The organism is Actinacidiphila sp. bgisy160, assembly GCF_965342435.1.
Classification (GTDB): domain Bacteria; phylum Actinomycetota; class Actinomycetes; order Streptomycetales; family Streptomycetaceae; genus Actinacidiphila.
Genome location: NZ_CBDRCM010000013.1, coordinates 56,646 through 76,865 on the forward strand (window position 1 = coordinate 56,646; position 20,220 = coordinate 76,865).

The 20,220-nt window shown below is 72.1% G+C and carries 16 protein-coding genes and 1 pseudogene; 7 read left to right on the forward strand and 10 right to left on the reverse strand.

Annotation, left to right across the window (positions count from 1 at the left end; translation table 11 throughout):
• Positions 1-81 precede the first annotated feature (81 nt).
• From narI to ACRWNP_RS13805, 6 genes are all read right to left on the reverse strand, one after another.
• A complete protein-coding gene (narI, locus tag ACRWNP_RS13780) occupies positions 82-849 on the reverse strand; it encodes a respiratory nitrate reductase subunit gamma (RefSeq protein ID WP_431961545.1) in 768 nt (255 codons plus the stop codon).
• Positions 849-1,514 (reverse strand): nitrate reductase molybdenum cofactor assembly chaperone, encoded by a 666-nt coding sequence (gene narJ, locus ACRWNP_RS13785; protein WP_431961463.1) that lies wholly within the window; start codon positions 1,512-1,514, stop codon positions 849-851. The genes narI and narJ overlap by 1 nt, the downstream gene beginning before the upstream one ends.
• Entirely contained in the window at positions 1,511-3,220 is a 1,710-nt protein-coding gene (gene narH / locus ACRWNP_RS13790; RefSeq protein ID WP_431961464.1) for a nitrate reductase subunit beta, read from the reverse strand. The genes narJ and narH overlap by 4 nt, the downstream gene beginning before the upstream one ends.
• Entirely contained in the window at positions 3,220-6,951 is a 3,732-nt protein-coding gene (locus ACRWNP_RS13795) for a nitrate reductase subunit alpha (RefSeq protein ID WP_431961465.1), read from the reverse strand. The genes narH and ACRWNP_RS13795 overlap by 1 nt, the downstream gene beginning before the upstream one ends.
• 197 nt (positions 6,952-7,148) lie before the next feature.
• Entirely contained in the window at positions 7,149-7,622 is a 474-nt protein-coding gene (locus tag ACRWNP_RS13800) for a hemerythrin domain-containing protein (RefSeq protein ID WP_431961466.1), read from the reverse strand.
• Complete coding sequence (locus tag ACRWNP_RS13805) at positions 7,615-8,883, reverse strand: MFS transporter (RefSeq protein ID WP_431961468.1); 1,269 nt, start codon at positions 8,881-8,883, stop codon at positions 7,615-7,617. The genes ACRWNP_RS13800 and ACRWNP_RS13805 overlap by 8 nt, the downstream gene beginning before the upstream one ends.
• A 281-nt stretch (positions 8,884-9,164) precedes the next feature.
• Here ACRWNP_RS13805 and ACRWNP_RS13810 point away from each other — a divergent pair.
• The 3 genes and pseudogenes from ACRWNP_RS13810 to ACRWNP_RS13820 form a co-directional block, all read left to right on the forward strand.
• Positions 9,165-9,400, forward strand: a pseudogene (locus tag ACRWNP_RS13810) (pyridoxamine 5'-phosphate oxidase family protein); the annotation flags it as partial.
• 132 nt (positions 9,401-9,532) lie between these two features.
• Positions 9,533-10,405 (forward strand): class I SAM-dependent methyltransferase, encoded by an 873-nt coding sequence (locus ACRWNP_RS13815; protein ID WP_431961547.1) that lies wholly within the window; start codon positions 9,533-9,535, stop codon positions 10,403-10,405.
• Positions 10,402-10,740: a cupin domain-containing protein gene (locus ACRWNP_RS13820; protein ID WP_431961469.1), complete on the forward strand. Its 339-nt coding sequence runs from the start codon at positions 10,402-10,404 to the stop codon at positions 10,738-10,740. Before ACRWNP_RS13815 ends, ACRWNP_RS13820 begins: the two co-directional genes overlap by 4 nt.
• Before the next feature lie 198 nt (positions 10,741-10,938).
• Here the strand turns inward: ACRWNP_RS13820 and ACRWNP_RS13825 are convergent, their stop codons facing one another.
• From ACRWNP_RS13825 to ACRWNP_RS13835, 3 genes are all read right to left on the reverse strand, one after another.
• On the reverse strand, positions 10,939-11,787 hold the full coding sequence (locus ACRWNP_RS13825) for a DMT family transporter (RefSeq protein WP_431961470.1): 849 nt from the start codon (positions 11,785-11,787) through the stop codon (positions 10,939-10,941).
• A 454-nt stretch (positions 11,788-12,241) separates the two neighbouring features.
• The gene (locus ACRWNP_RS13830; RefSeq protein ID WP_431961471.1) at positions 12,242-13,693 is read right to left on the reverse strand and encodes a sensor histidine kinase; all 1,452 of its coding nucleotides are present in this window, start codon (positions 13,691-13,693) and stop codon (positions 12,242-12,244) included.
• Positions 13,690-14,427, reverse strand: a complete 738-nt coding sequence (locus tag ACRWNP_RS13835; RefSeq protein WP_431961472.1) for a response regulator transcription factor — start codon at positions 14,425-14,427, stop codon at positions 13,690-13,692. The genes ACRWNP_RS13830 and ACRWNP_RS13835 overlap by 4 nt, the downstream gene beginning before the upstream one ends.
• Positions 14,428-14,582: 155 nt before the next feature.
• Here ACRWNP_RS13835 and ACRWNP_RS13840 point away from each other — a divergent pair, with 155 nt between their 5' ends.
• The 4 genes from ACRWNP_RS13840 (at position 14,583) to ACRWNP_RS13855 (ending at position 17,518) form a co-directional block, all read left to right on the forward strand.
• Complete coding sequence (locus ACRWNP_RS13840; protein WP_431961473.1) at positions 14,583-15,944, forward strand: ferredoxin reductase family protein; 1,362 nt, start codon at positions 14,583-14,585, stop codon at positions 15,942-15,944.
• A gap of 10 nt (positions 15,945-15,954) precedes the next feature.
• Positions 15,955-16,398 (forward strand): FMN-binding protein, encoded by a 444-nt coding sequence (locus tag ACRWNP_RS13845; protein ID WP_431961474.1) that lies wholly within the window; start codon positions 15,955-15,957, stop codon positions 16,396-16,398.
• 34 nt (positions 16,399-16,432) lie between these two features.
• Complete coding sequence (locus ACRWNP_RS13850; RefSeq protein ID WP_431961548.1) at positions 16,433-17,158, forward strand: FAD:protein FMN transferase; 726 nt, start codon at positions 16,433-16,435, stop codon at positions 17,156-17,158.
• A 129-nt stretch (positions 17,159-17,287) separates the two neighbouring features.
• On the forward strand, positions 17,288-17,518 hold the full coding sequence (locus ACRWNP_RS13855; RefSeq protein WP_431961475.1) for a DUF397 domain-containing protein: 231 nt from the start codon (positions 17,288-17,290) through the stop codon (positions 17,516-17,518).
• Positions 17,519-17,618: 100 nt separating this feature from the next.
• Here the strand turns inward: ACRWNP_RS13855 and ACRWNP_RS13860 are convergent, their stop codons facing one another.
• The gene (locus tag ACRWNP_RS13860; RefSeq protein WP_431961476.1) at positions 17,619-20,195 is read right to left on the reverse strand and encodes a cation-translocating P-type ATPase; all 2,577 of its coding nucleotides are present in this window, start codon (positions 20,193-20,195) and stop codon (positions 17,619-17,621) included.
• Positions 20,196-20,220: the final 25 nt, after the last annotated feature.

Below are 20,220 nucleotides of genomic sequence, written 5' to 3' on the forward strand. Positions count from 1 at the left end.
GGCACCCGGCGCCCCCGCACCGCACACCGCACACCGCACACCGCGGCACGACCGCCCCCAGCCCCACAGGATGGGATGATTTCATCCGATGCGTTCCCAGCCTCGGCGGGGAGCGCGCGCGCCGAGTTGGACATCCCGGCTGCGGTAGACGATGTAGGGGCGGGTGAGGTACCCCAGTGGCGCGGTGAGCATATGGACCAGGCGGGTGAAGGGCCAGAACGCGAAGAGCAGCATGGCGCTGAGGGCGTGCAGTTGGAAGAGAACCGGTGCCCCGGTCATCCGGGAGGGGTCGGGCTGCAGGTAGAAGACCGAGCGGAACCAGACGGAGATGGTCTCCCGGTAGTCGTAGCCGCCGCCGACGAGGTTGGCGACGACGGTGGCGGCCAGGCCGAGAACGATGGTCGCGGTGAGCGAGACGTACATCGCCTTGTCGTTCTTCGTGGTGGCGGAGAAGACCGGGCCCACCGTGCGCCGCCGGTAGACCAGGATGGCCAGGCCGCCCAGTGTGCAGATCCCCGCGATGGAGCCGAGGACGACGGCGGACAGATGGTAGGCGTCCTCGCTGACACCGACCGCCGCGGTCCAGCTCTTGGGGATCACCAGTCCGCCGATGTGGCCGAGGAGCACCACGAGGATGCCGAAGTGGAACAGCGGGCTGCCGATGCGCAGCAGGCGCCGCTCGTAGAGCTGGGAGGAGCGGGTGGTCCAGCCGAACTTGTCGTAGCGGTAGCGCCAGATGTGGCCCAGGACGAAGATCGCGAGGCAGACGTACGGCAGGACGACCCACAGCAGGATGCCGCCGGTCCCGCTCTCGGCGGCCAGGGGGAAGGGCTGCGCGGGCGCGGTCATCATGGGCCTCCTGCCGGGTCGGGCATGAACTGCGGGGGCATGTAGGGGGCGAGGCCGACCTGTTCGTCGGGTGGCCCCTCGGCGGCGAGCCGGGCGACGGCCTCGCGCTCGTCGCCCTTGAGCGGTGGGAGCGTGGCCGAGACGGAATCCAGTACCGCCGCCCATGCGGACCCCTCCTCCCGCAGGGCCAGGCGCAGCAGCTCCACTCCGGCGCGGTGCTCGGTCAGCAGACGGCGTCCGGCGGGCGGATCCGCGGCCGCGAATTCCAGGACGACGGCCAGGTGGTCGGGCAGCTCGTCCTCGCTCAGGCGCAGGCCCGCGGCGGCGTAGGTCTGCTTCAGCCGCAGGAGGGCAATGCCGCGCTTGCGGGTGTCCCCGTGGGCGTAGTAGGTCAGGTAGGGGCAGCAGCGCTTGCGGTGGTCGAAGGTGGCCACGTACGCCGCCGCCAGATCGGCCGGCGTAGTGCGTTCGGCGTGCTCGACGAAGGCGAGCAGGGGATCCCTCACGGGTCCGGGCAGCGGGACGGCCGTGCGGCGGGCCAGGGAGAGGTAGCGCGTGAACTGCTCGTGCTCGTCGGGGTAGGCGAGAAGCAGGGACTGGGTCTGCCAGGCGTGGGCGTGCCACGGCTCGGCATGGCCCGCCTTCGATGTGATCGTTCTTCTCATGGCTTCGGCTCGGCCTCCCCGCCGCTGTCCGTGTCGGTGGCACGCTTGCTGCTCCCGGCGGGCCTGGGTGGATAGAGGCCGGGTGGGGAGCCCTTGCCGTCCCAGTTGAGGAGATTGACCCGGGTGGCCAGGTCGGTGGGGGCCGCGGGGGTGTCGGAGGTCTGCCGGTCGCGCAGGGCGTGGAAGGTTTCCACGGCCACCGCGGCGGCACCACCGGACGTCTCACCGAAGGGACCAGAGCCTCCCATGCCGGGGCCGCCCTCGTAGTCCAGGCTGCATTCGGTGGCCAGTTCCTCGAGTTTGTGGGCCTGTTCCGCGTGGGCGGGCGGGATGACGTACCGCTCGTCGTACTTGGCGAGCGCCAGCAGCCGGTACATGTCGTACATCTGCTCCTCGCTCATGCCGACCTTCTCGGGGATGGCGGCGTCGGGCTCGCGGCCGAGGTTGATGTCGCGCATGTAGGAGCGCATGGCGGCCAGGCGGCGCAGCACCGCGTCGACGGGCGCGGGGTCACCGGCCGTGAACAGCTGGGCGAGGTAGTCCACGGGGATGCGCAGGGCGTCGACGGCGGCGAAGAGGTTGTGGTGGTCCTCGGCGTCGTGTCCGGTGCCGCGGACGGCGTCGACCACCGGAGACAGCGGCGGGATGTACCAGACCATGGGCAAGGTGCGGTACTCCGGGTGCAGCGGCAGTGCCACTTTGTAGGTGTTGATCAAAGCGTGGACCGGGGAGCGCCGAGCGGCCTCGATCCAGTCCCGGGGGATGCCCGCCCGCTCGGCCTCGCGGACGACCCGCGGGTCGTCCGGGTCGAGGAAGACCTGGCGCTGGGCCTCGTAAAGGCCGGTGTCGTCCGGGGTGGAGGCGGCCTCGAGCACCTTGTCGGCGTCGTAGAGGACCAGGCCGATGTAGCGCAGCCGGCCGACGCAGGTCTCCGAGCAGACCGTCGGCAGGCCGACCTCCACGCGCGGGAAGCAGAAGGTGCACTTCTCGGCCTTGCCGGTGCGGTGGTTGAAGTAGACCTTCTTGTACGGGCATCCCGTCACGCACATCCGCCAGCCGCGGCAGCGGTCCTGGTCGACCAGGACGATGCCGTCCTCGGTGCGCTTGTAGATCGCGCCGGAAGGGCAGGAGGCCGCGCAGGACGGGTTGAGGCAGTGCTCGCAGATTCGCGGCAGGTAGAACATGAACGTCTGCTCGAACTCCAGCCTGATCCTCTCGGACACCTGTCCGAGCAGCACGTCCTTCTCGCCGTGCCGGTCCGAGCCGCCGAGATCGTCGTCCCAGTTCGCGGACCAGGAGATCTTCATGTCCTTGCCGGTGATCAGGGACTTGGGGCGGGCGACCGGCGTGTGCTCCTGCAGCGGGGCGTTGGTGAGCGTCGCGTAGTCGTACGTCCACGGCTGGTAGTAGTCGTCGAGCGCGGGGAGTTTGGGGTTGGAGAAGATCTGGATCAGCTTTTTGAACCGGCCGCCCGCTTTCAGCGCCAGCCGGCCCCGCTTGTTCAGTTCCCAGCCGCCCTGCCAGGTGTCCTGGTCCTCGTGGCGGCGGGGGTAGCCCTGGCCGGGCCGGGTCTCGACGTTGTTGAACCACACGTACTCGACGCCGGTGCGGTTGGTCCACGCCTGTTTGCAGGTGACCGAGCAGGTGTGGCATCCAATGCACTTGTCGAGGTTCATCACCATCGCCATCTGGGCCATCACCCGCATCAGTACGTCACCTCCTGATGCGTGCGGCGGCGGATGACGGTGACTTCGTCGCGCTGGTTGCCGGTCGGGCCGAGGTAGTTGAAGGCGTACGACAACTGCGCGTAGCCGCCGATGAGATGGCTGGGCTTGATCAGCAGGCGGGTCAGGGAGTTGTGGATGCCGCCGCGGCGGCCGGTGGTCTCGGTGCGGGGCACGTCGATGAGGCGGTCCTGGGCGTGGTGCATGTAGACGGTTCCCTCCGGCATGCGGTGCGAGACGACCGCCCGGGCGGCGACCACACCGTTGCGGTTGACAGCCTCGATCCAGTCGTTGTCCTGCACGCCGATCTTCGCCGCGTCGGCGGTGGACATCCAGATGGCGGGCCCGCCCCGGGAGAGGGACAGCATGAACAGGTTGTCCTGGTACTCGGAGTGGATCGACCACTTGTTGTGCGGGGTGAGGTACCGCACGGTGACGCCGAGTTCCCCGCTGTCCCCGACACGTGGCTCCCCGAAGAGCGCGTGCATGTCCAGTGGGGGGCGATAGACCGGAAGTTGTTCGCCCAGGGCGGCGATCCAGTCGTGGTCGAGGTAGAAGTGCTGGCGGCCGGTGAGGGTGTGCCAGGGCTTGAGGCGTTCGACGTTGACAGTGAAGGGCGAGTAGCGGCGCCCGCCCGTCTCCGACCCGGACCACTCCGGAGAGGTGATGACCGGCACGGGGGCGGCCTGGGTGTCGGCGAAGGTGACCTGCTTGCCCTCGTGCTCGGCCGCCAGGTCCGCCAGGCGGGTGCCGGTACGGGCTTCCAGCGTGCGGAAGCCCTGGATGGCCAGATGGCCGTTGGTGGTACCGGACAGGGCGAGGATCGCCTCGCAGGCGTGCACGTCCCGGGCCAGTAGTGGGCGGCCGTCGGCCGGTCCCCCACGCACGGTGCCGTTCTTGAGCCGCAGGTACTCCAGTTCCCGGTCGACATGGAAGGTGACGCCCTTGGTGGTGGCGCCGAGAGTGTCCAGCAGGGGGCCGAGCGCAGCCATCTTCGCGGCGACGGCGCCGTAGTCGCGTTCGATGGTGACGAGCTTGGGCATGGTGCGGCCGGGGACCGGTTCGCACTCTCCGGCCTTCCAGTCACGGACCCGGCCGTGCGGGGTGGCCAGGGCGTCCGGGGTGTCGTGCAGCAGCGGGGCCGCCACCACGTCCGTGCGGACGCCGAGATGCCCGGCGGCCTGGCGGCTGAACTCCCGGGCGATGGTGTGGAAGGCGTCGAAGTCGGTGCGGGTCTGCCAGGGCGGGGCGATCGCCGGGTTGAAGGCGTGCACGAACGGGTGCATGTCCGTGCTGGACAGGTCGTGCTTCTCGTACCAGGTGGCGGCCGGCAGCACCACGTCCGAGTAGAGGGTGGTGCTGGTCATCCGGAAGTCGAGGGTGAGCAGCAGGTCGAGCTTGCCGGTCGGCGCCTCCTGTCGCCACACCACGTCCAGCGGGCGGGCCTGAGGCGGTGCCTCGGCCGCGCGGACCGAGGACTCGGCACCCAGCAGGTGCCTGAGGAAGTACTCGTTGCCCTTCGCCGAGGAGCCGAGCAGGTTCGCCCGCCACACGGTGAGCACGCGCGGGAAGTTCTCCGGCGCGTCCGGGTCCTCTCCGGCGAAGCCCAGCCGCCCGGCCTTCAGTTCGCCCACCACGTGTTCGCCGACCGGGCGCCCGGCTGCCTCGGCCTCGTCGGCGAGGTCGAGCGGGTTGCGGTCGAAGGTCGGGTACGAGGGCATCCAGCCCATGCGCGCGGAGGCGGCGATCACGTCGGCGGTGGTCTGCCCGGCGAACCGGCCGCCTTCCCCGGCCGCGGCCAAAGTCGCGGCGGAGAACGGGTCGTAGCGGAACTGGTCGCTGTGCAGGTACCAGTACGCCGTCTGGATCATCTGCCGGGCCGGGCGGTTCCAGTCGGAGGCGGTGGCGATCGCCGAGTAGCCGGTGAGCGGGCGGACCTTCTCCTGGCCGACGTAGTGGGCCCAGCCGCCGCCGTTGACGCCCTGGCAGCCGGTGAGCGTGGTGAGCGTCAGGAACGCCCGGTAGATGGTGTCGGAGTGGAACCAGTGGTTGGTCCCCGCCCCCATGATGATCATGGAACGGCCGCGGGACTCCTCGGCGTTGGCCGCGAACTCCCTCGCGATCCGCGTGGCCTTCTCGGCGTCCACCCCGGTGATAGGGGCCTGCCAGGCCGGGGTGCAGGGCTCCTCCGCGTCGTCGTACGACGTCGGCCACCGGCCGGGCAGGCCGTCCCGGGACACCCCGTACCGGGCCAGCAGCAGGTCGAAGACGGTGGCCACCAGCCGCCCGGCGATCTGCCGCACCGGAACGCCGCGCCGCAGGACTCCCGCGCTGCCGTCCGGGGCGTCGAAGCGGGGCAGTTCCACCGTGACCGGGGCCTCGCCGCCGCCCTCGGCGGACAGCAGCGGTTCGACGCCTCCCAGATCGAGGTTCCACCTCCCGGCGCCCGACTCGCCGAACCGGTCGCCGAGGGTGCCGTTGGGCACCACCGGCCGGCCCTCGGCGTCCAGCAGGACCGTGCGGAACTCCGCGTGCTCGGCCGCCGCCTGCTCGCCGCCCAGGTCGGCAGCGGTCAGGAACTTCCCCGGCGCGTACCTGCCCGGCTCCCGCTCCTCCAGGGCGACCAGGAACGGCAGGTCGGTGTACCGCTTCACGTAGTTCTCGAAGTACGGGGTCCGGCGGTCGACGAAGAACTCCCGGAGGATGACGTGGCCCATCGCCATGGCCAGGGCCCCGTCCGTGCCGGGCTGGACGGCCAGCCACTCGTCGGCGAACTTCACGTTGTCCGCGTAGTCCGGGGAGACCGCCACCACCTTCTGCCCCCGGTAGCGGGCCTCGGCCATCCAGTGGGCGTCCGGGGTGCGCGTCACCGGGAGGTTGGAACCCCACATGATCAGATAGCCGGCGTCCCACCAGTCGCCGGACTCCGGTACGTCGGTCTGGTCGCCGAAAACCTGCGGGGAGGCCACCGGAAGGTCCGCGTACCAGTCGTAGAAGGAGAGCATCACGCCGCCGAGCAGCGAATAGAAGCGGGCACCGACGGCATGCGAGACCATCGACATCGCGGGAATCGGCGAGAAGCCGGCCAGCCGGTCGGGCCCGTACTTCTTGATCGTGTGCACGTGGGCGGCGGCGATCATCTCCACGGCCTCGTCCCAGGAGGCGCGTACCAGGCCGCCCTTGCCGCGTGCGGCCTTGTACCGGCGGGCGCGCTCCGGGTCGGAGACGATGTCCGCCCAGGCCGCGACGGGGTCGCCGAGCCGTCCCCTGGCCTCCCGGTACATCTGCAGCAGCACCCCTCGGACATAGGGGTAACGGACCCGGGTCGGCGAGTAGGTGTACCAGGAGAAGGCGGCACCGCGCGGGCAGCCGCGCGGCTCGTACTCGGGGCGGTCGGGGCCGACCGAGGGGTAGTCGGTCTGCTGGGCCTCCCAGGTGATGATGCCGTCCTTGACGTACACCTTCCACGAGCACGAGCCGGTGCAGTTGACCCCGTGGGTGGAGCGGACCACCTTGTCGTGCGACCAGCGGTCCCGGTAGAACTCGTCCGCCCGGCGACCGCCGCGCTTGTGCAGCGTGCGCAGGTCGGCCGAGACCTCTGCCCGGGTGAAGAACCGGCGCGAGCGCACCAGCGCCTCCGTCAGTTCGCCGTCCAGGCCCGGCGTGGGCCTCCCGCCCTCGCGTGCCGATGTCGATTCGGTCTCCGTACCCACCGTGCCGCTCCTCCCCGGACCCCGCCGGCCCCTCGGATGCTCGCTTCGGTTCTCTCAGGGAACGCCATCCCGCGCATTGCCACCATCACCGGCGCCCACACCTCGGATCCGGGGATCGCCGCCCCGCCGGGCAGCGCAAGGCGCGGCGGCAGAGGGTCCCGAATGGGAGAGTGGGGCGATGACGGGGCTCACGGACCTCAGCCGGACGGCTGCGGCATGCGGGGGCCGATCCGTGCGCGCACCGCCTCGACGGCCTCCCACTGCTCGGTGCTGAGGTAGGCCAGCGCGGCCGGGAAGACGCCGTCCTGCTCCTTGAGGATGTGCTCGCGCAGGAGAGCGAGCACATCCGTCAGCCGTTCCGCCCAGCCGGGGTCGACCGGGGTGCCGTCGGCGGCTTCGGCCAGTACGGCTTCGATGCGGCGGTGCTCGGCCTCCAGGACGGCCAACTGGTCCGGGAAGTCGTCGGCCAGGGCGGGGAAGAGCCCGTGTTCCTCGACCCGGGTGTGCGGCTCCAGGACGGCGGCGATCCGGCGGGCGGTCTCCGCCATCCGCGCGGGGTCGCCGTCACGGTGGGCCTCGCGTACGTGGCCGATGAGGTTCGCCACCGTCTCGTGTTCCGTGGTGAGCTGGTCGATGGACGCGACCGCCTGGCAGTCGCAGTATTCACACACCGCTCGCTCCTTTGCTCATCGAGTGGATCCGGGCCGTGGGGACGCGCCGGGTGACCGTGTGGCGTACCGCCATGGCGGTGAAGGCCAGGGCTGCGGCGGCCACCACCGCGAGCAGCGCCAGACCGAGGGCGTACGAACCGTAGGCGCCGTACAGCGAGCCCATCACCAGCGGCGGCACGAAGCCGCCGAGGCCACCCGCGGCACCGACCACGCCGGTGACCGAGCCGAGCTTGCCGGCCGGGGCCAGCAGCGCGACCAGGGCGAACACGGCGCCGCTGCCCGCGCCGAGCGCGGCGGCCATCGCCAGGAACGCGATGGTGCCCACCGGTGGCAGGGACGGCGTGAACGCCTGCACGAAGGCTCCGGCGACGACCACGGCCAGCACGCCGGCGAGCACCCGCACCGGTCCGATCCGGTCCGACAGCCAGCCGCCGACCGGGCGCATCGCCACCGCCAGCAGCACGAAACCGGCCATCCGGTTCGCCGCGTCCGCCTGGGTCAGGCCGTAGCCGGTCCTCAGATAGGTGGGCAGGTAGACGGAGAAGGCGACGTAGCCACCGAAGGCCACCGCGTACAGGGCGGACGCCTGCCAGGTGATCCCCAGCTTCAAGGTGGCGGCGAGACGGCGGGCCAGCGGGTCGGCGGTCACCGTACGACCGGGGGCGTCGCGCAGCACCAGGGCGGCCACCACCGCGTAGACCGCCAGCACCCCGGCGGTGATCAGGAAGGGACCGGCCATGCCGTGCGCGTCCACCAGCTTGACCGTGGTCAGCGCGCTGATCGCGGTGCCCCCCATGCCGGCCCCGAAGACGCCGATGGCGAGCCCGCGCCTCTCCGGCGGGAACCAGGCGTTGACAAAGGGCACGCCGACCGCGAACGCCGTGCCGGCGATGCCGAGGAAGAACCCTCCCACCAGCAGAGCGCCGAGCGAGGAGTGGCCGGCCAGACCGAGGTAGAGCACCGGCACCACCGTGGCCGCCGAGACGAGCGGGAACATCACCCGCCCGCCGTACCGGTCGGTCAGCGCACCCACCGGGATCCGGCCCAGCGAGCCGACCACCACGGGGACGGCGACCAGCAGCGACTGCTGGAACGAACTCAGACCCAGATCGTCCTTGAAACGCGGGCCCAGCGGGCTCAGCAACGCCCAGGCCCAGAAGTCGAGGGCGAAACCGACGGTGGCCAGCGCCTGCATCAGCCACGCCTGCCCGTGCCCAGGCGCACCAGGCCTACCGTGCTGCCTCCTCGACGGCTGGAGCATCCGGCCCGTCCTTTCGTGTCGCCATTACGACCCCGAACTCCGAGACGTGCCAGGGCCTCATGCCACTATCCGCACTCGGATGCCCCGGAGGGTTGGGCCATCCGGCCTCATCGTTGCCCGCTGGTCCTCTTCCTCATTCGGCGGGCCGGCGAAGGGGACGTCCTCCCGCAGCACCCACCTGCCCGGCCGAGCGGGGAGGGAGCAGGCGGCCTGCAGCACGGCCCTGCTCCCGGGGCCGTCCGGCCCTACGAAGGCCCCGGCCGAGGAGGCAGCATGAAGTGATGGTCCTCGACGACGGCTTTCCCGTACCGGCTCGGCAGGAGCGTCTGCGCCTGTCGGCCAAGGTACCGGTCGGTTGTGTCGTCCACACCCGGAAGGCGCTGCCGGCGGTTCTCGGCCGACTTCCGCCCGGACACCTCGGGCGACCGTGGTGAGCGACCTCGCCGAACACGAACGGCTGTCACGGACCGGCCCGCGCTCCCGGGTGACGCCGCGCGACGGCGTCTTCGTACGGATCGCGTCGGACTCCGGGCCGCCGGCCCGGAGTTCGATGCCCGACCCGGCTGATCCGCGGGCCGCTGCCCCAGCGGATCGAGTCGGGCCCAGAGCGGATCACGAGGGGGGAGACGACAGAGCGGAGGCATCCTCCATGGTGACGACAGACCACGATCACCCGCTCCCCGATGAGGCGGCGGCGGTGCTCCCTGGCGACGGGCGGGAAGTCGCCCGCATGCCCGGTCACTGGATGCTGGGCCGCCTGGGCAAGCGTGTCCTGCGTCCCGGAGGGCTGGAGCTGACCCGGTGGATGCTCGACGCCCTGGCCGTCGGCCCCGACGACAAGGTGGTGGAGCTCGCCGCCGGTCTGGGGGCCACCGCCCGGCTGACACTCGCGCGCGCTCCCGCGGCCTACACCGCGGTCGACCGTGATCCCGCCGCGGTGGCACGGCTGCGCACTCTCACATCTCCAGGGCCGACCGAGATCCGCGTTGTGCGGGCGGACGCCGCGAACAGCGGCCTGCCGGCCGGCTGCGCCACCGTCGTGTACGGGGAGGCGATGCTGAGCATGCGGCCCGAACCCGCCAAGCGGCGCGTCGTAGGGGAAGCACGCCGTCTGCTCGCCGAGTCCTGCGGCCGCTACGCCATCCATGAACTGTGCCTCGTACCGGACGACATCGACCCGGCCCTCGCCGAAGAGATCACCGCCGACCTGGGCGGCGCGATGCACGTCGGCGCCCGCCCGCTCACCGCGACCGGCTGGAGCGAGCTGCTGACCGACGCGGGCTTCACCGTCACCGGCCTCAGGACGGCGCCGATGGCGTTGCTCGAACCACGGCGGCTCGTCGCCGACGAGGGGCTGACGCGAGCACTGGCCATCGCCGGCCGCGTGGTCCGCGACGCGGCGGCCCGGCGACGCGTCCGACACATGCGCAGCACCTTCCACCGCCACCGGGACCACCTGTGCGCGATCAGCCTGCTCGCCGCTCCCACGGCAGCAGCCACGCAGCAAGGAGCACCCGCATGACCGCCACCGTGATCGACGACCTGACCGCCGAGCTGCCCATACCGGAGGACGGCACGCTCAGCCGCGTCCTGTACCGCGACGAGCGGCTGCGCCTGGTCGGTTTCGCGTTCGCCGCCGGCCAGGAGCTGACCGAACACACCTCGGCCCTGCCCGTGGTCATCCAAGTCGTCCAAGGCCGCCTCCACCTCGTGCTGGGCGAGGAGAAGAGGGTGGCCACACCCGGCAGCTGGGTCCACCTGCCTTCCCGGCTGCCCCACACCGTGCGCGCCATCGAACCCACGATCATGTTGCTGACCGTGCTGCCCACCGTGTCCGGCAGCCCTGACGGTGCCTGACCGTCCCCGTATCCGCGCCCCGCACTCACCATGGTTTCCGCGGAACGGGCCAACCGGACTGGCCGGGACACCGCGGGGCGTCGCGGACCGGCATTCGCCAGGAGAAGGGTTGCCGAGGTTCCGCGGGCGGGAGTCCGGGGCGTGCGCATGAGGACCGGGACGTGCGGGCGATCCCTCGCACTGCCGATGAACCGGCGTTCACGTGCGCACCAGCGGTGACCTGTCGAGGATGACGATGCCGGTCACGGCCAGGGCCGCGCCGAGGACCTGGACGGCGAGGTGCCCGGACGTGGCCAGGCGTTCGTGGAAGACGGCGGCGCCGGCCAGGACGGCGCCGATCGGCTCGATGGTGTCGATGAGGGGAAGACTGACCGCCAGCGATCCGGCCTGGAACGAGCTTTGAGCCAGCAGCAGCCCTGCTCCGCCGACGAACATCAGTGCGTACGGCTCCCAATGCGTCAGCGCGGCCGGCCCCCGGTCCCTGAACAGACCTGCCGCGCTCCTCGTCAGCGCGTCCAGCAACGCGAAAAGCAGTCCGGCAGCCGCCGCATACACTCCCGCGCGAACCTTTCCGGAGGACCGCAGACCGGCAGGCACCAGCGCGGTGACACAAGCCGCGACGACCGCCAGGAGCGGCAGCCAGTCCCGGGCATCGGGCCGGACCGCACCCGCTGAGTAGGGCAGCACGGTCAGAAAGGCGGCCACGCCGCCAGCGGTGCATACCGCGCCTGTGACGTCCCGTCTGGTGAGCTTCCGACGGCGGCGCCAGGCCAGGAGCGGCAGGGCGAAGAGGAGGTCCGTCGAGGCCAACGGCAGCACGAGCACCAGCGGGCCGAAGGCGAGGGCCACGCCCTGAACGACGAAGGAGAAGGCCGACAGCGCGATACCGGCCAGCCACAGCGGCCGATGGGCCAGAGCCCAGATCAGCCGGGGCCGGAGGGACTCCCTCGCGGGCATGGTCGCTGCGGCCTCTTGCTGCAGCACGGCCGCCACGGCGAAACAGCAGGCGGCCAGGAGCGCAGCCGGTACGGCAACGGCGATGGCCATGATCACAGGATGCTCGCCGACGGGTGCGGCCGCACCAGGGGGAGCGGCCCGCTTGAACAAGCGCCCCGCACCCCACCGGCGGCGCGCGGAAGGACCAGGTCTGCGCGAAGTGCGGTGCGGCCCTCGCTGTCGGGGCCGGACCGGACCTCTGGCCCGGACGCCACGAGGTATCCGAGTGTGGACAGGCCACAGGCGGGGCCGAGGTCCATCGCCGACGACGGACCGCTTCCCAACGGCGCGCGCAGCGGCGGCAGGCGGGCAGCTGCGATGTGCAGGGCGAGCGCGGGCGCGACAGCAACAGCAACAGCAACAGCAACAGCAACAGCGACAGCGACAGCGACAGCGACCAACAGTCCTCGCTGCCGCCGCGACCACACGTACAGCGTCGGCCGATCCGAGCATGCGCCGCCTCCCGCCCGGTCGTCAGCCGGCCGAGCCCATCCTGCGACTCGGCTTACCGGCCCTCCCGCACCCGGGCGGATCGATCGAGAAGGGTCACCCGGAAGGCGGTGTGCCCGGGGCGGCTGGTGACCTCGACGGTGCCGTGGTGGGCGGTGACGATCGCGTGGACGATCGCGAGTCCGAGGCCGGTGCTGCCCGTGCTGCGCGAACGGGCCTGGTCGGCTCGGACGAAGCGGGTGAAGACCTCGGGCTGGAGTTCCGCCGGGATCCCGGGTCCGTTGTCGCTGACGGTGAGACGGGCGCCGTCGGCGTCCGAGGTGAGGGCGACCGTCACTTCCGTACCGGCGGGAGTATGGGTGCGGGCGTTGGCCAGGAGGTTCCCGAGGGCCTGCTGTAGACGGTGGCCGTCTCCGGGCACCACGACGGGTTCCTCGGGAAGGTCCAGGACCCAGCGGTGACCGGGTCCCGCGGCGCGGGCGTCGTCGACGGCGTCGAGGACCAGCCTGGTCAGGTCGACGTGTTCGTGCTCGAGCGGGCGTCCCGCGTCGAGACGGGCCAGCAGCAGGAGGTCGTCGACGAGGTGCGTCATGCGCTGCGACTCGGACTGGATGCGTTCGAGGGCGTGGCGGATGTCGGCGGGGACGGGGCCCCCGTGGCGAAGGGCGAGTTCGGCGTGGCCCCTGATGTTCGCGACGGGGGTGCGCAGTTCGTGGCTGGCGTCGGCGGCGAAGTGCCGGAGCCGTTCCTCGCCGGCCTGGCGCCGGACCAGGGCGTCCTCCACATGCCCGAGCATGTGGTTGAGCGCGGCGGCGACCTGGCCGACCTCGGTGCGCGGGTCGGTGTCCGGCAGGGGCCGTGGCATGGCGACCTCGCCACTGGCCAGGGGCAGGCGGGCGACAGCGGACGCGTGCTCGGTGACCCGGTGCAGGGGGCGCAGGCTGACCCGGACCCAGAGGGTCCCGGCGATGCCCGTGGCGAGGAGTGCCGCGCCGAAGACCACGGCTTCCACGGCTTCGAGGCGGTGCAGCGTCGCTTCGACGGGGTGCAGGGGAAGTCCGGTGAGCAGTACGTCGCCGTCGTCGCCGCGTACCGCCGTGACGCGGTACGCGCCGAGCGAGGCGATGCGGATGCTGTGTCCCCTTCCGTCGGCCGGGACGCGGGCCAGGGCGTGGCGGTCGCCGGCGGAGAGCGCCAGGGGCCGGTCGGCCGCGTCGTCGACCACGGCGGCATGGGTGACGTCGCCGCCCAGCAGGCGGGCGCCGAAGGTCGCGTCGGCCTGCCCCCGGGTGTCGGGGCGGTTGTCCGCGTCGGGCGTCCTCTCGTGTTCCAGGCTGGCCGCGAAGCGCCCGCCGGCGGCCGTGAGCTGCTCGTCCAGTCGTCCCAGCAGGAAGCCCTTGAGCGCGAGGACGGTGGTCACACCGACGGCGGCGCACGCCACGGCCAGCAGGACGAGGAGCCCGGCGGTGAGCTGCCCCCGCAGGGTGCGGGGAGGAAGTCGTCTCATGGCGCCTCGGACTTGAGGACGTATCCGACGCCTCGGACCGTGTGGATCATCGGGGGGCGTCCCGCGTCGATCTTCTTGCGCAGATAGCTGATGTAGAGCTCGACGACATGGGCCTGGCCACCGAAGTCGTACGCCCAGACCCGGTCGAGGATCTGGTTCTTGGACAGCACCCTGCGCGGGTTGCGCATGAGGAACCGCAGCAGCTCGAACTCGGTCCGGGACAGTTCGACCAGGGTGCCGGCCCGGCGGACCTCCCGGGCCTCCTCGTCCATCGTGAGGTCCCCGACGACCAGCCGGTTCACGTCGGTCCCGGCGGTCATCCCGGCCCGGCGGAGCAGACCCCGCAGCCGGGCGATGACCTCCTCCAGGCTGTAGGGCTTGGTCACGTAGTCGTCGCCGCCCGCCGTGATGCCCGCGACGCGGTCCTCGACCGCGTCACGCGCCGTCAGGAACAGCACGCACACGCGGTCGGCGTCGCGCCGCAGCTCTCGCAGGACGTGCAGGCCGTCGACGTCGGGCAGCATCCAGTCAAGGACGACCGCGTCGGGCCGGAAGCCCCGGGCGGTGGTGAGCGCGGACGCCCCGTCGGCGGCCGTCCGTACCTGGCAGCCCTCTGCGGCCAGGGCGGCGGAGAGCACGTCGGTGACATCGGGCTCGTCGTCGACGACCAGGACGCGCACGGGGCTCCCGTCGGGGCGGTGCATGCCGGGGGGTGCTGTTCGGCTGTCTTCCATGGTGAGTACAGCATCCCTCGCGCACGCGCCCCCGCGGGCCCGGGGCACCTCTGCGTTTCCTCTGAGTTCCCGCTGGGCCGCCCGGATCAGAGGAAACACAGAGGTTGGGTGGCGATGCTGGGGCGCCCGACGACGATGACGCTCCTGGGAGCCCCATGGCCACCACCTCCACCACCACGCGCACCGGTCGCGGACTGCACCACCGGCGGCCGCGCCGCAGTCCCGTCCCGCTGCTCGCGCCACTCGCGATCTGGGCGGGCGCCGCGGGGGTCCTGGCGCTGTGGTGGGCCGATACGACCTCGGTGGTCGGTCCGGCGGGCTGGCTCACCGGTGCGGGCCGCATCACCGGCCTCGTGGCCGGATACGCCTGCGCGGTCCTGCTCGTCCTGATGGCCCGCGTCCCCCTCATCGACCACGGTGTCGGAACGGACCGGCTCGCCCGCTGGCACGCCTGGGGCGGACGCTGCACCGTCTCGCTGGCCCTCGCCCACACGCTGCTGATCGTCTGGGGCTACTCCGCCGCCACCCACACCTCCTTCACGAGGCAGACCACGACACTCGTCCTGGACTATCCGGATCTCCTGAAGGGCACCGCCGGGTTCGTGTTGTTCGTCGCGACGGGCGCGCTCTCCGCGCGGGCCGCCCGCCGCAGGATGAGCTACGAGACCTGGCACTACCTGCACTTCGCCACCTACCTGGCGATCTTCCTCGCCTTCGGGCACCAGCTGTCCAACGGAGCGGACTTCGTCGGCGACCGGGCCGCCCAGGCCGCCTGGTACGCCCTCTACGCCGGCGCCGCCGCCCTGGTCGCCTGGTACCGCTTCGCCGTCCCGCTCCGGCGCGGGCTGCGGCACAAGCTGAAGGTCGTCGCCGTCCACCCCGAAGCACCCGGGATCGTGTCGGTCCATCTCGCCGGTGAGCACCTGGACGAGCTGGGCGGCGCGCCGGGACAGTTCCTGCGCTGGCGCTTCCTCGCCCGCGGGCTGTGGTGGACCGCCAACCCCTACTCGCTGTCCGCCCCGGCCCACCCCCGGCACCTGCGCATCACGGTGAAGGCCGCGGGCGGCCACAGCGCCGCCCTGGCCCGGCTGGCCCCGGGCACCCGTGTGTGGGCGGAAGGCCCCTACGGCGCGTTCACCGCGGACCGGCGCACCGCCTCGCGGGTCCTCCTCCTGGCGGGCGGGGTCGGCATCACTCCGCTGCGGGCCCTCTTCGAGACCCTGCCCGGCCCGGTGACCCTCGTCTACCGAGCACGCCGACCGGAGGACCTCGCGCTGCGCGGCGAACTCGACGCGATAGCGCACCGGCGCGGCGCCACGGTGCACTACGTGGTCGACGACCCCGCCCGGTACCACTCCCCCCTGACCGCGCAGGCGCTGTCCGCTCTCGTCCCCGGGCTGGCCGGTCACGACGTCTACCTCTGCGGCCCGCCGCCCATGACGGAAGCCGCCGTACGGGCCCTGCGCGAGGCGGGCGTTCCCGCCCGCCGCATCCACCACGAGTCGTTCGCGTTCTGAGGAGAACCGCATGCGCCGCGCCGTGCTCACCACCACCGGGGCCAGTGCCCTGATCCTCGGGATGCTCTTCCTCAAACCCCACCAGCCCTCCGTGGCGGCGGGTGGTCCCGCCCCCTCGTCGGCGTCGCGCACGCCGCAGCGGTCGGAGCCGGCGCCCACCGGCGGCCACGGCGCCGCCACCGGCACCTTCACCGGTATGCCAGTCGGCACCCCCTACGGAACGGTGCAGGTGGCCGCCACGCTCGCCGACGGGAAGATCACCGCCGTCCGGGTGCTCCAGGCGCCCGACGAGAACGGCAGGGACCGGCAGATCGCCTCCTACGCCCTGCCCCGCCTCACGCAGGAGGCCCTCGGTGCCCAGAGCGCCCGCATCGACGCCGTTTCCGGGGCGAGCTACACCAGCCAGGGGTACGTCCAGTCCCTGCAGAGCGCTCTGGACCGGGCCCGTGCGTGATCCCGCCCGCGGACTGCACCACGTCGAACACGTCATGGGCACCGTCTTCTCCTTCGACGTCCGGGACCGGGCCACGTCCGCGATCCGCGCCGGCCTCGACCGTGCCGTCCGCCATGTGCACACCGTGGACGCCGTCTTCTCCACGTACCGGCCGGAAAGCGCCGTCAGCCGGCTCGGCCGCGGCGAGATCGGCCTCGCCGACTGCCCAGCCGAGGTGCGCGAGGTGCTGGATCTGTGCGCCCGGGCGACCCACGACAGCGACGGCTGGTTCAGCATCACGGCCGGCGGCACCCTCGACCCCTCGGGCCTCGTCAAGGGCTGGGCCACCGAGAACGCCTCCCGGATACTCCACGAGGCCGGCGCACACCACACCTGCGTCAACGGAGGCGGCGACATCCGCCTGCGGGGCCAGGCGGCCCCCGGCACACCATGGCGCATCGGCATCGCCGACCCGCTTCGCCCGGGAGCGCCGGCCACCGTCGTGACCGCGAGCGGCGACCTCGCCATCGCCACCTCCGGCACCGCCGAGCGAGGCGCCCACATCCTCGACCCGCACGACGCGGGGCCCGCCACCGAGCTGGTCTCCCTCACGGTCATCGGCCCGGGCCTGACGATGACCGACGCCTACGCCACCGCGGCCTTCGCCCGCGGCAACGGATCCCACGCCTGGCTGGAGGCACTGGACGGATACGAGGCGCTCGCCGTCCTCCCCGACGGCCGCACCTGGCGCACCTCGGGATTCGCCGCCCACGCCCCCTGAGCACCGCGCACCCGTGGCGGCGCTCGCTCGGGGTTCATGGGGCGGGCAACTGCCGTTGCACAACCGTGGGGAAAGCGCAAGTGTGGAAGAAGAAAGAAAGGTACGACCGACTACCGCTTGGAGCTTGCCATGCAAGCGAGAAAGAGCGACCTGTACGCGCGTGACCTGACCCAGGCGCACTGGGTCAAGAGCACCGCATGTCCCTATGGCTACAGGCCCCGCTGCGTCGAGGTAGCCGACCTCGGTGACGGATCCGTGGCCATCCGTGACTCCGCCCGCCCCGAACTGCCGCCCCTGCGGTTCGACGCAGAGGAATGGGCAGCCTTCCGGGACGGCGTACGACAAGGCGAATTCGGGTAGAACGACGCACCATGAAAGATCCGGGCCGGCGGTTTCCCCTGCCGGCCCGAACCGTGCCCGCCCCCTGTCAAGTGGGCCGACGCCCGGGCCGGGCGCTCGTTCACCTCGTCGGGACAAGCCGGGCCTGAAGGCGCATCGCCAGGTAGCCGAGTGCGGACAGGCCGCAGGCGATGCCGAGGTCCGCCGGCGACAGCGGATCGGTTCCCAACAGCACGCGCAACGGCGGCAGGTAGACCCCTGCGATCTGCAGGGCGAGGGCGGCCGCGACGGCGACCAGCAGGAAGGGGTTGGCCCAGCTGCCGTGGCGGGCCCGGGATGCGAGGGCGATGCCGAGCTGGGTGGCGCCGAGGACGAGGAAGACGATCGTCTGCCAAGGGCGTCCGGTGCCGTGGGCCCAGATGCCGGTGAGCAGTGTGACGGCGGTGACGAAAAGGCCCATCGGCAAGATCCGCCACCACAGCCCGGCGCCGAGCACACTCTCGCCTGGTGGCCGGGGTGGGCGGCGCATGACCGCGGGGTCGGCGGGCTCGGCGCCGAGCGCGACCCCGGGCAGGCCGTGGGTGAGCAGGTTGATCCACAGGATCTGGGCGGGCAGCAGCGGCAGCGGCATGCCCAGGAAGGGGCCGAGGAGCATGACCAGGATCTCGGCCGTGCCTCCGCACAGGGCGTAGAGCAGGAAGCGGCGTACGTTGGCGTAGACCCGGCGGCCTTCCTCGACGGCGGAGACCACCGTGCCGAGGTCGTCGTCGGCCAGTACGAGGTCGGCTGCCTGCCGGGCCACCTCGGTACCGCGGCGTCCCATGGCGACACCGATGTCGGCCTGGTGCAGGGCCGGGCCGTCGTTGACTCCGTCTCCGGTCATGGCGACCACATGTCCGGTGCGCCGCCATGCCTGGACGATGTCGAGTTTCTGCTCGGGGGTGGTACGGGCGTAGACCCGGGCGTCAGTGAGGTTCCTCACGGTCTCGTGCCTGATGTCGCCCCCGGTGGTCACGGCGGCCCCGTCTGCGCCGCCGAGCATGCCGAGGCGGGTCGCGACAGCGCCCGCGGTCAGCGGATGGTCTCCGGTGATCATGACGGGGACGATCCCGGCGGTGCGGCAGGCGGCGACGGTGTCTGCAGCCGTGCGGCGGGGCGGGTCGAGGATGGCGACGAGACCGAGCAGCGGCAACCGTCCGGTCTCCCAGTCGGCGGGGGTGCCGGGCGAAGGGCGCGGGCTGCGGTCCCCGGCCGCGACGGCGAGCACCCGGTAGCCCTGGCGTGCCAGCTCGTCGGCCCGGTTGGCGGCCGCGGTGAGCACATGAGGGCCATCGTCCAGGATGCCGGCTCGCAGCATCACCTCCGGTGCGCCCTTGGACACGACGAGGCAGCCGCCGTGCGGTCCGCGGTGAACGGTGGTCATCCTTTTGCGGCCGCTGTCGAACGGCACCTCGTCGATGCGTGGCAGTTCCCGTGCGAGTGCCGACCGGTCCAGGCCCAGCCGTGCGCCGGCGACGAGGAGGGCGGCCTCGGTGGGGTCACCCAGGGCGTGCCAGGCCGTGTCGCCGTCAGTGCCGGACGGCGGCTGCAGCCCGGCGTCGTTGCACAGCAGGGCGGCACGCAGCAGGCGGGCCAGGTCGGGTGCGTCGTCCGCGGTGACAGCGGCGCCGTCCCGCACCACCTGGCCGGCCGGGTCGTAGCCGCTGCCGCGTGCCTCGGCCTCGCCGACCGGTGTCCACAACCGTTCCGCGACCATCCGGCCCTCCGTGAGGGTGCCGGTCTTGTCCGTGGCGATGACGGTGACGGAACCCAGCGTCTCCACGGCCGGCAGGTGGCGGACGATGGCGTTGCGGGCGGCCATCCGCCGGGCGCCCAGGGCGAGGCCCAGGGTGACGACGGCGGGCAGGGACTCGGGGACGGCCGCGACGGCCAGGCTGATCGCGGCGACGACCATGAGCTCCACGGGCTGTCCGCGCAGCAGCCCGATCGTGAGGACCACGGCGCACAGCACGACGGTGACGGCGGCGAGGACCCGGCTGAAGCCGGCGAGCCTGCGTTGCAGTGGGGTCGGCCCGGGTGCCGTACCCATCAGGGAGGCGATGCGGCCGGTTGCACTCGCGGCTCCCGTGGCGGTGACGACGATCGCGCCCCGGCCACGTACGACGACGGTGCCCGACGCCGCCGTGCCGCCGGCGTCCTTGTCCACCGGGACGGACTCGCCGGTGAGTGACGACTCGTCCACCAGAAGTGCCGCCGCCTCGACCACCTCGCCATCCGCGGGCACGATGTCCCCCTCCCCCAGCAGCACCACATCCCCGGGCACCACGTCCACCGCCCGGATGCGGCGCTCCTCACCGTCGCGGACGACGCGGGCCGCGGGTGCGCTGAGCGCCGTCAGCGCCGCGACGGCACGTTCCGCACGGACTTCCTGGGCAACGCCGACAGCCGTGTTGACGGTGATGACGAGCAGGATGACGCAAGCGTCCGTAAGGTCGCCTGTGGCCAGGGTGAGGACAGCGGCCACGAGCAGGACCAGGATCAGCGGATCCCGCAACTGCTGTGCCACGCGACGCCGCAGAGGAGCCGGTGGTGGCGGCGCCACCTCGTTGGCGCCGTACCGGACGAGCCGCTGCTCCGCCTCCCCCTGCGGGAGCCCTTTCAGGGCCGGCGTCGTGTCGTGGTTCGTGCCCAGTCCCACGGGATCACCTCGTCCGGGCCAGCTG

Excerpts from the sequence above, each read along its gene's own strand:
- ACRWNP_RS13855 (WP_431961475.1), top strand. The coding sequence starts at position 17,288 with ATGCAAGCGAGAAAGAGCGACCTGTACGCGCGTGACCTGACCCAGGCG.
- narH (WP_431961464.1), bottom strand. The coding sequence starts at position 3,220 with ATGCGGGTGATGGCCCAGATGGCGATGGTGATGAACCTCGACAAGTGC.
- ACRWNP_RS13825 (WP_431961470.1), bottom strand. The coding sequence starts at position 11,787 with ATGGCCATCGCCGTTGCCGTACCGGCTGCGCTCCTGGCCGCCTGCTGT.
- ACRWNP_RS13820 (WP_431961469.1), top strand. The coding sequence starts at position 10,402 with ATGACCGCCACCGTGATCGACGACCTGACCGCCGAGCTGCCCATACCG.
- ACRWNP_RS13835 (WP_431961472.1), bottom strand. The coding sequence starts at position 14,427 with ATGGAAGACAGCCGAACAGCACCCCCCGGCATGCACCGCCCCGACGGG.
- ACRWNP_RS13850 (WP_431961548.1), top strand. The coding sequence starts at position 16,433 with ATGGGCACCGTCTTCTCCTTCGACGTCCGGGACCGGGCCACGTCCGCG.
- ACRWNP_RS13830 (WP_431961471.1), bottom strand. The coding sequence starts at position 13,693 with ATGAGACGACTTCCTCCCCGCACCCTGCGGGGGCAGCTCACCGCCGGG.
- narI (WP_431961545.1), bottom strand. The coding sequence starts at position 849 with ATGACCGCGCCCGCGCAGCCCTTCCCCCTGGCCGCCGAGAGCGGGACC.
- ACRWNP_RS13805 (WP_431961468.1), bottom strand. The coding sequence starts at position 8,883 with ATGCTCCAGCCGTCGAGGAGGCAGCACGGTAGGCCTGGTGCGCCTGGG.
- ACRWNP_RS13815 (WP_431961547.1), top strand. The coding sequence starts at position 9,533 with ATGGTGACGACAGACCACGATCACCCGCTCCCCGATGAGGCGGCGGCG.
- ACRWNP_RS13840 (WP_431961473.1), top strand. The coding sequence starts at position 14,583 with ATGGCCACCACCTCCACCACCACGCGCACCGGTCGCGGACTGCACCAC.
- narJ (WP_431961463.1), bottom strand. The coding sequence starts at position 1,514 with ATGAGAAGAACGATCACATCGAAGGCGGGCCATGCCGAGCCGTGGCAC.
- ACRWNP_RS13845 (WP_431961474.1), top strand. The coding sequence starts at position 15,955 with ATGCGCCGCGCCGTGCTCACCACCACCGGGGCCAGTGCCCTGATCCTC.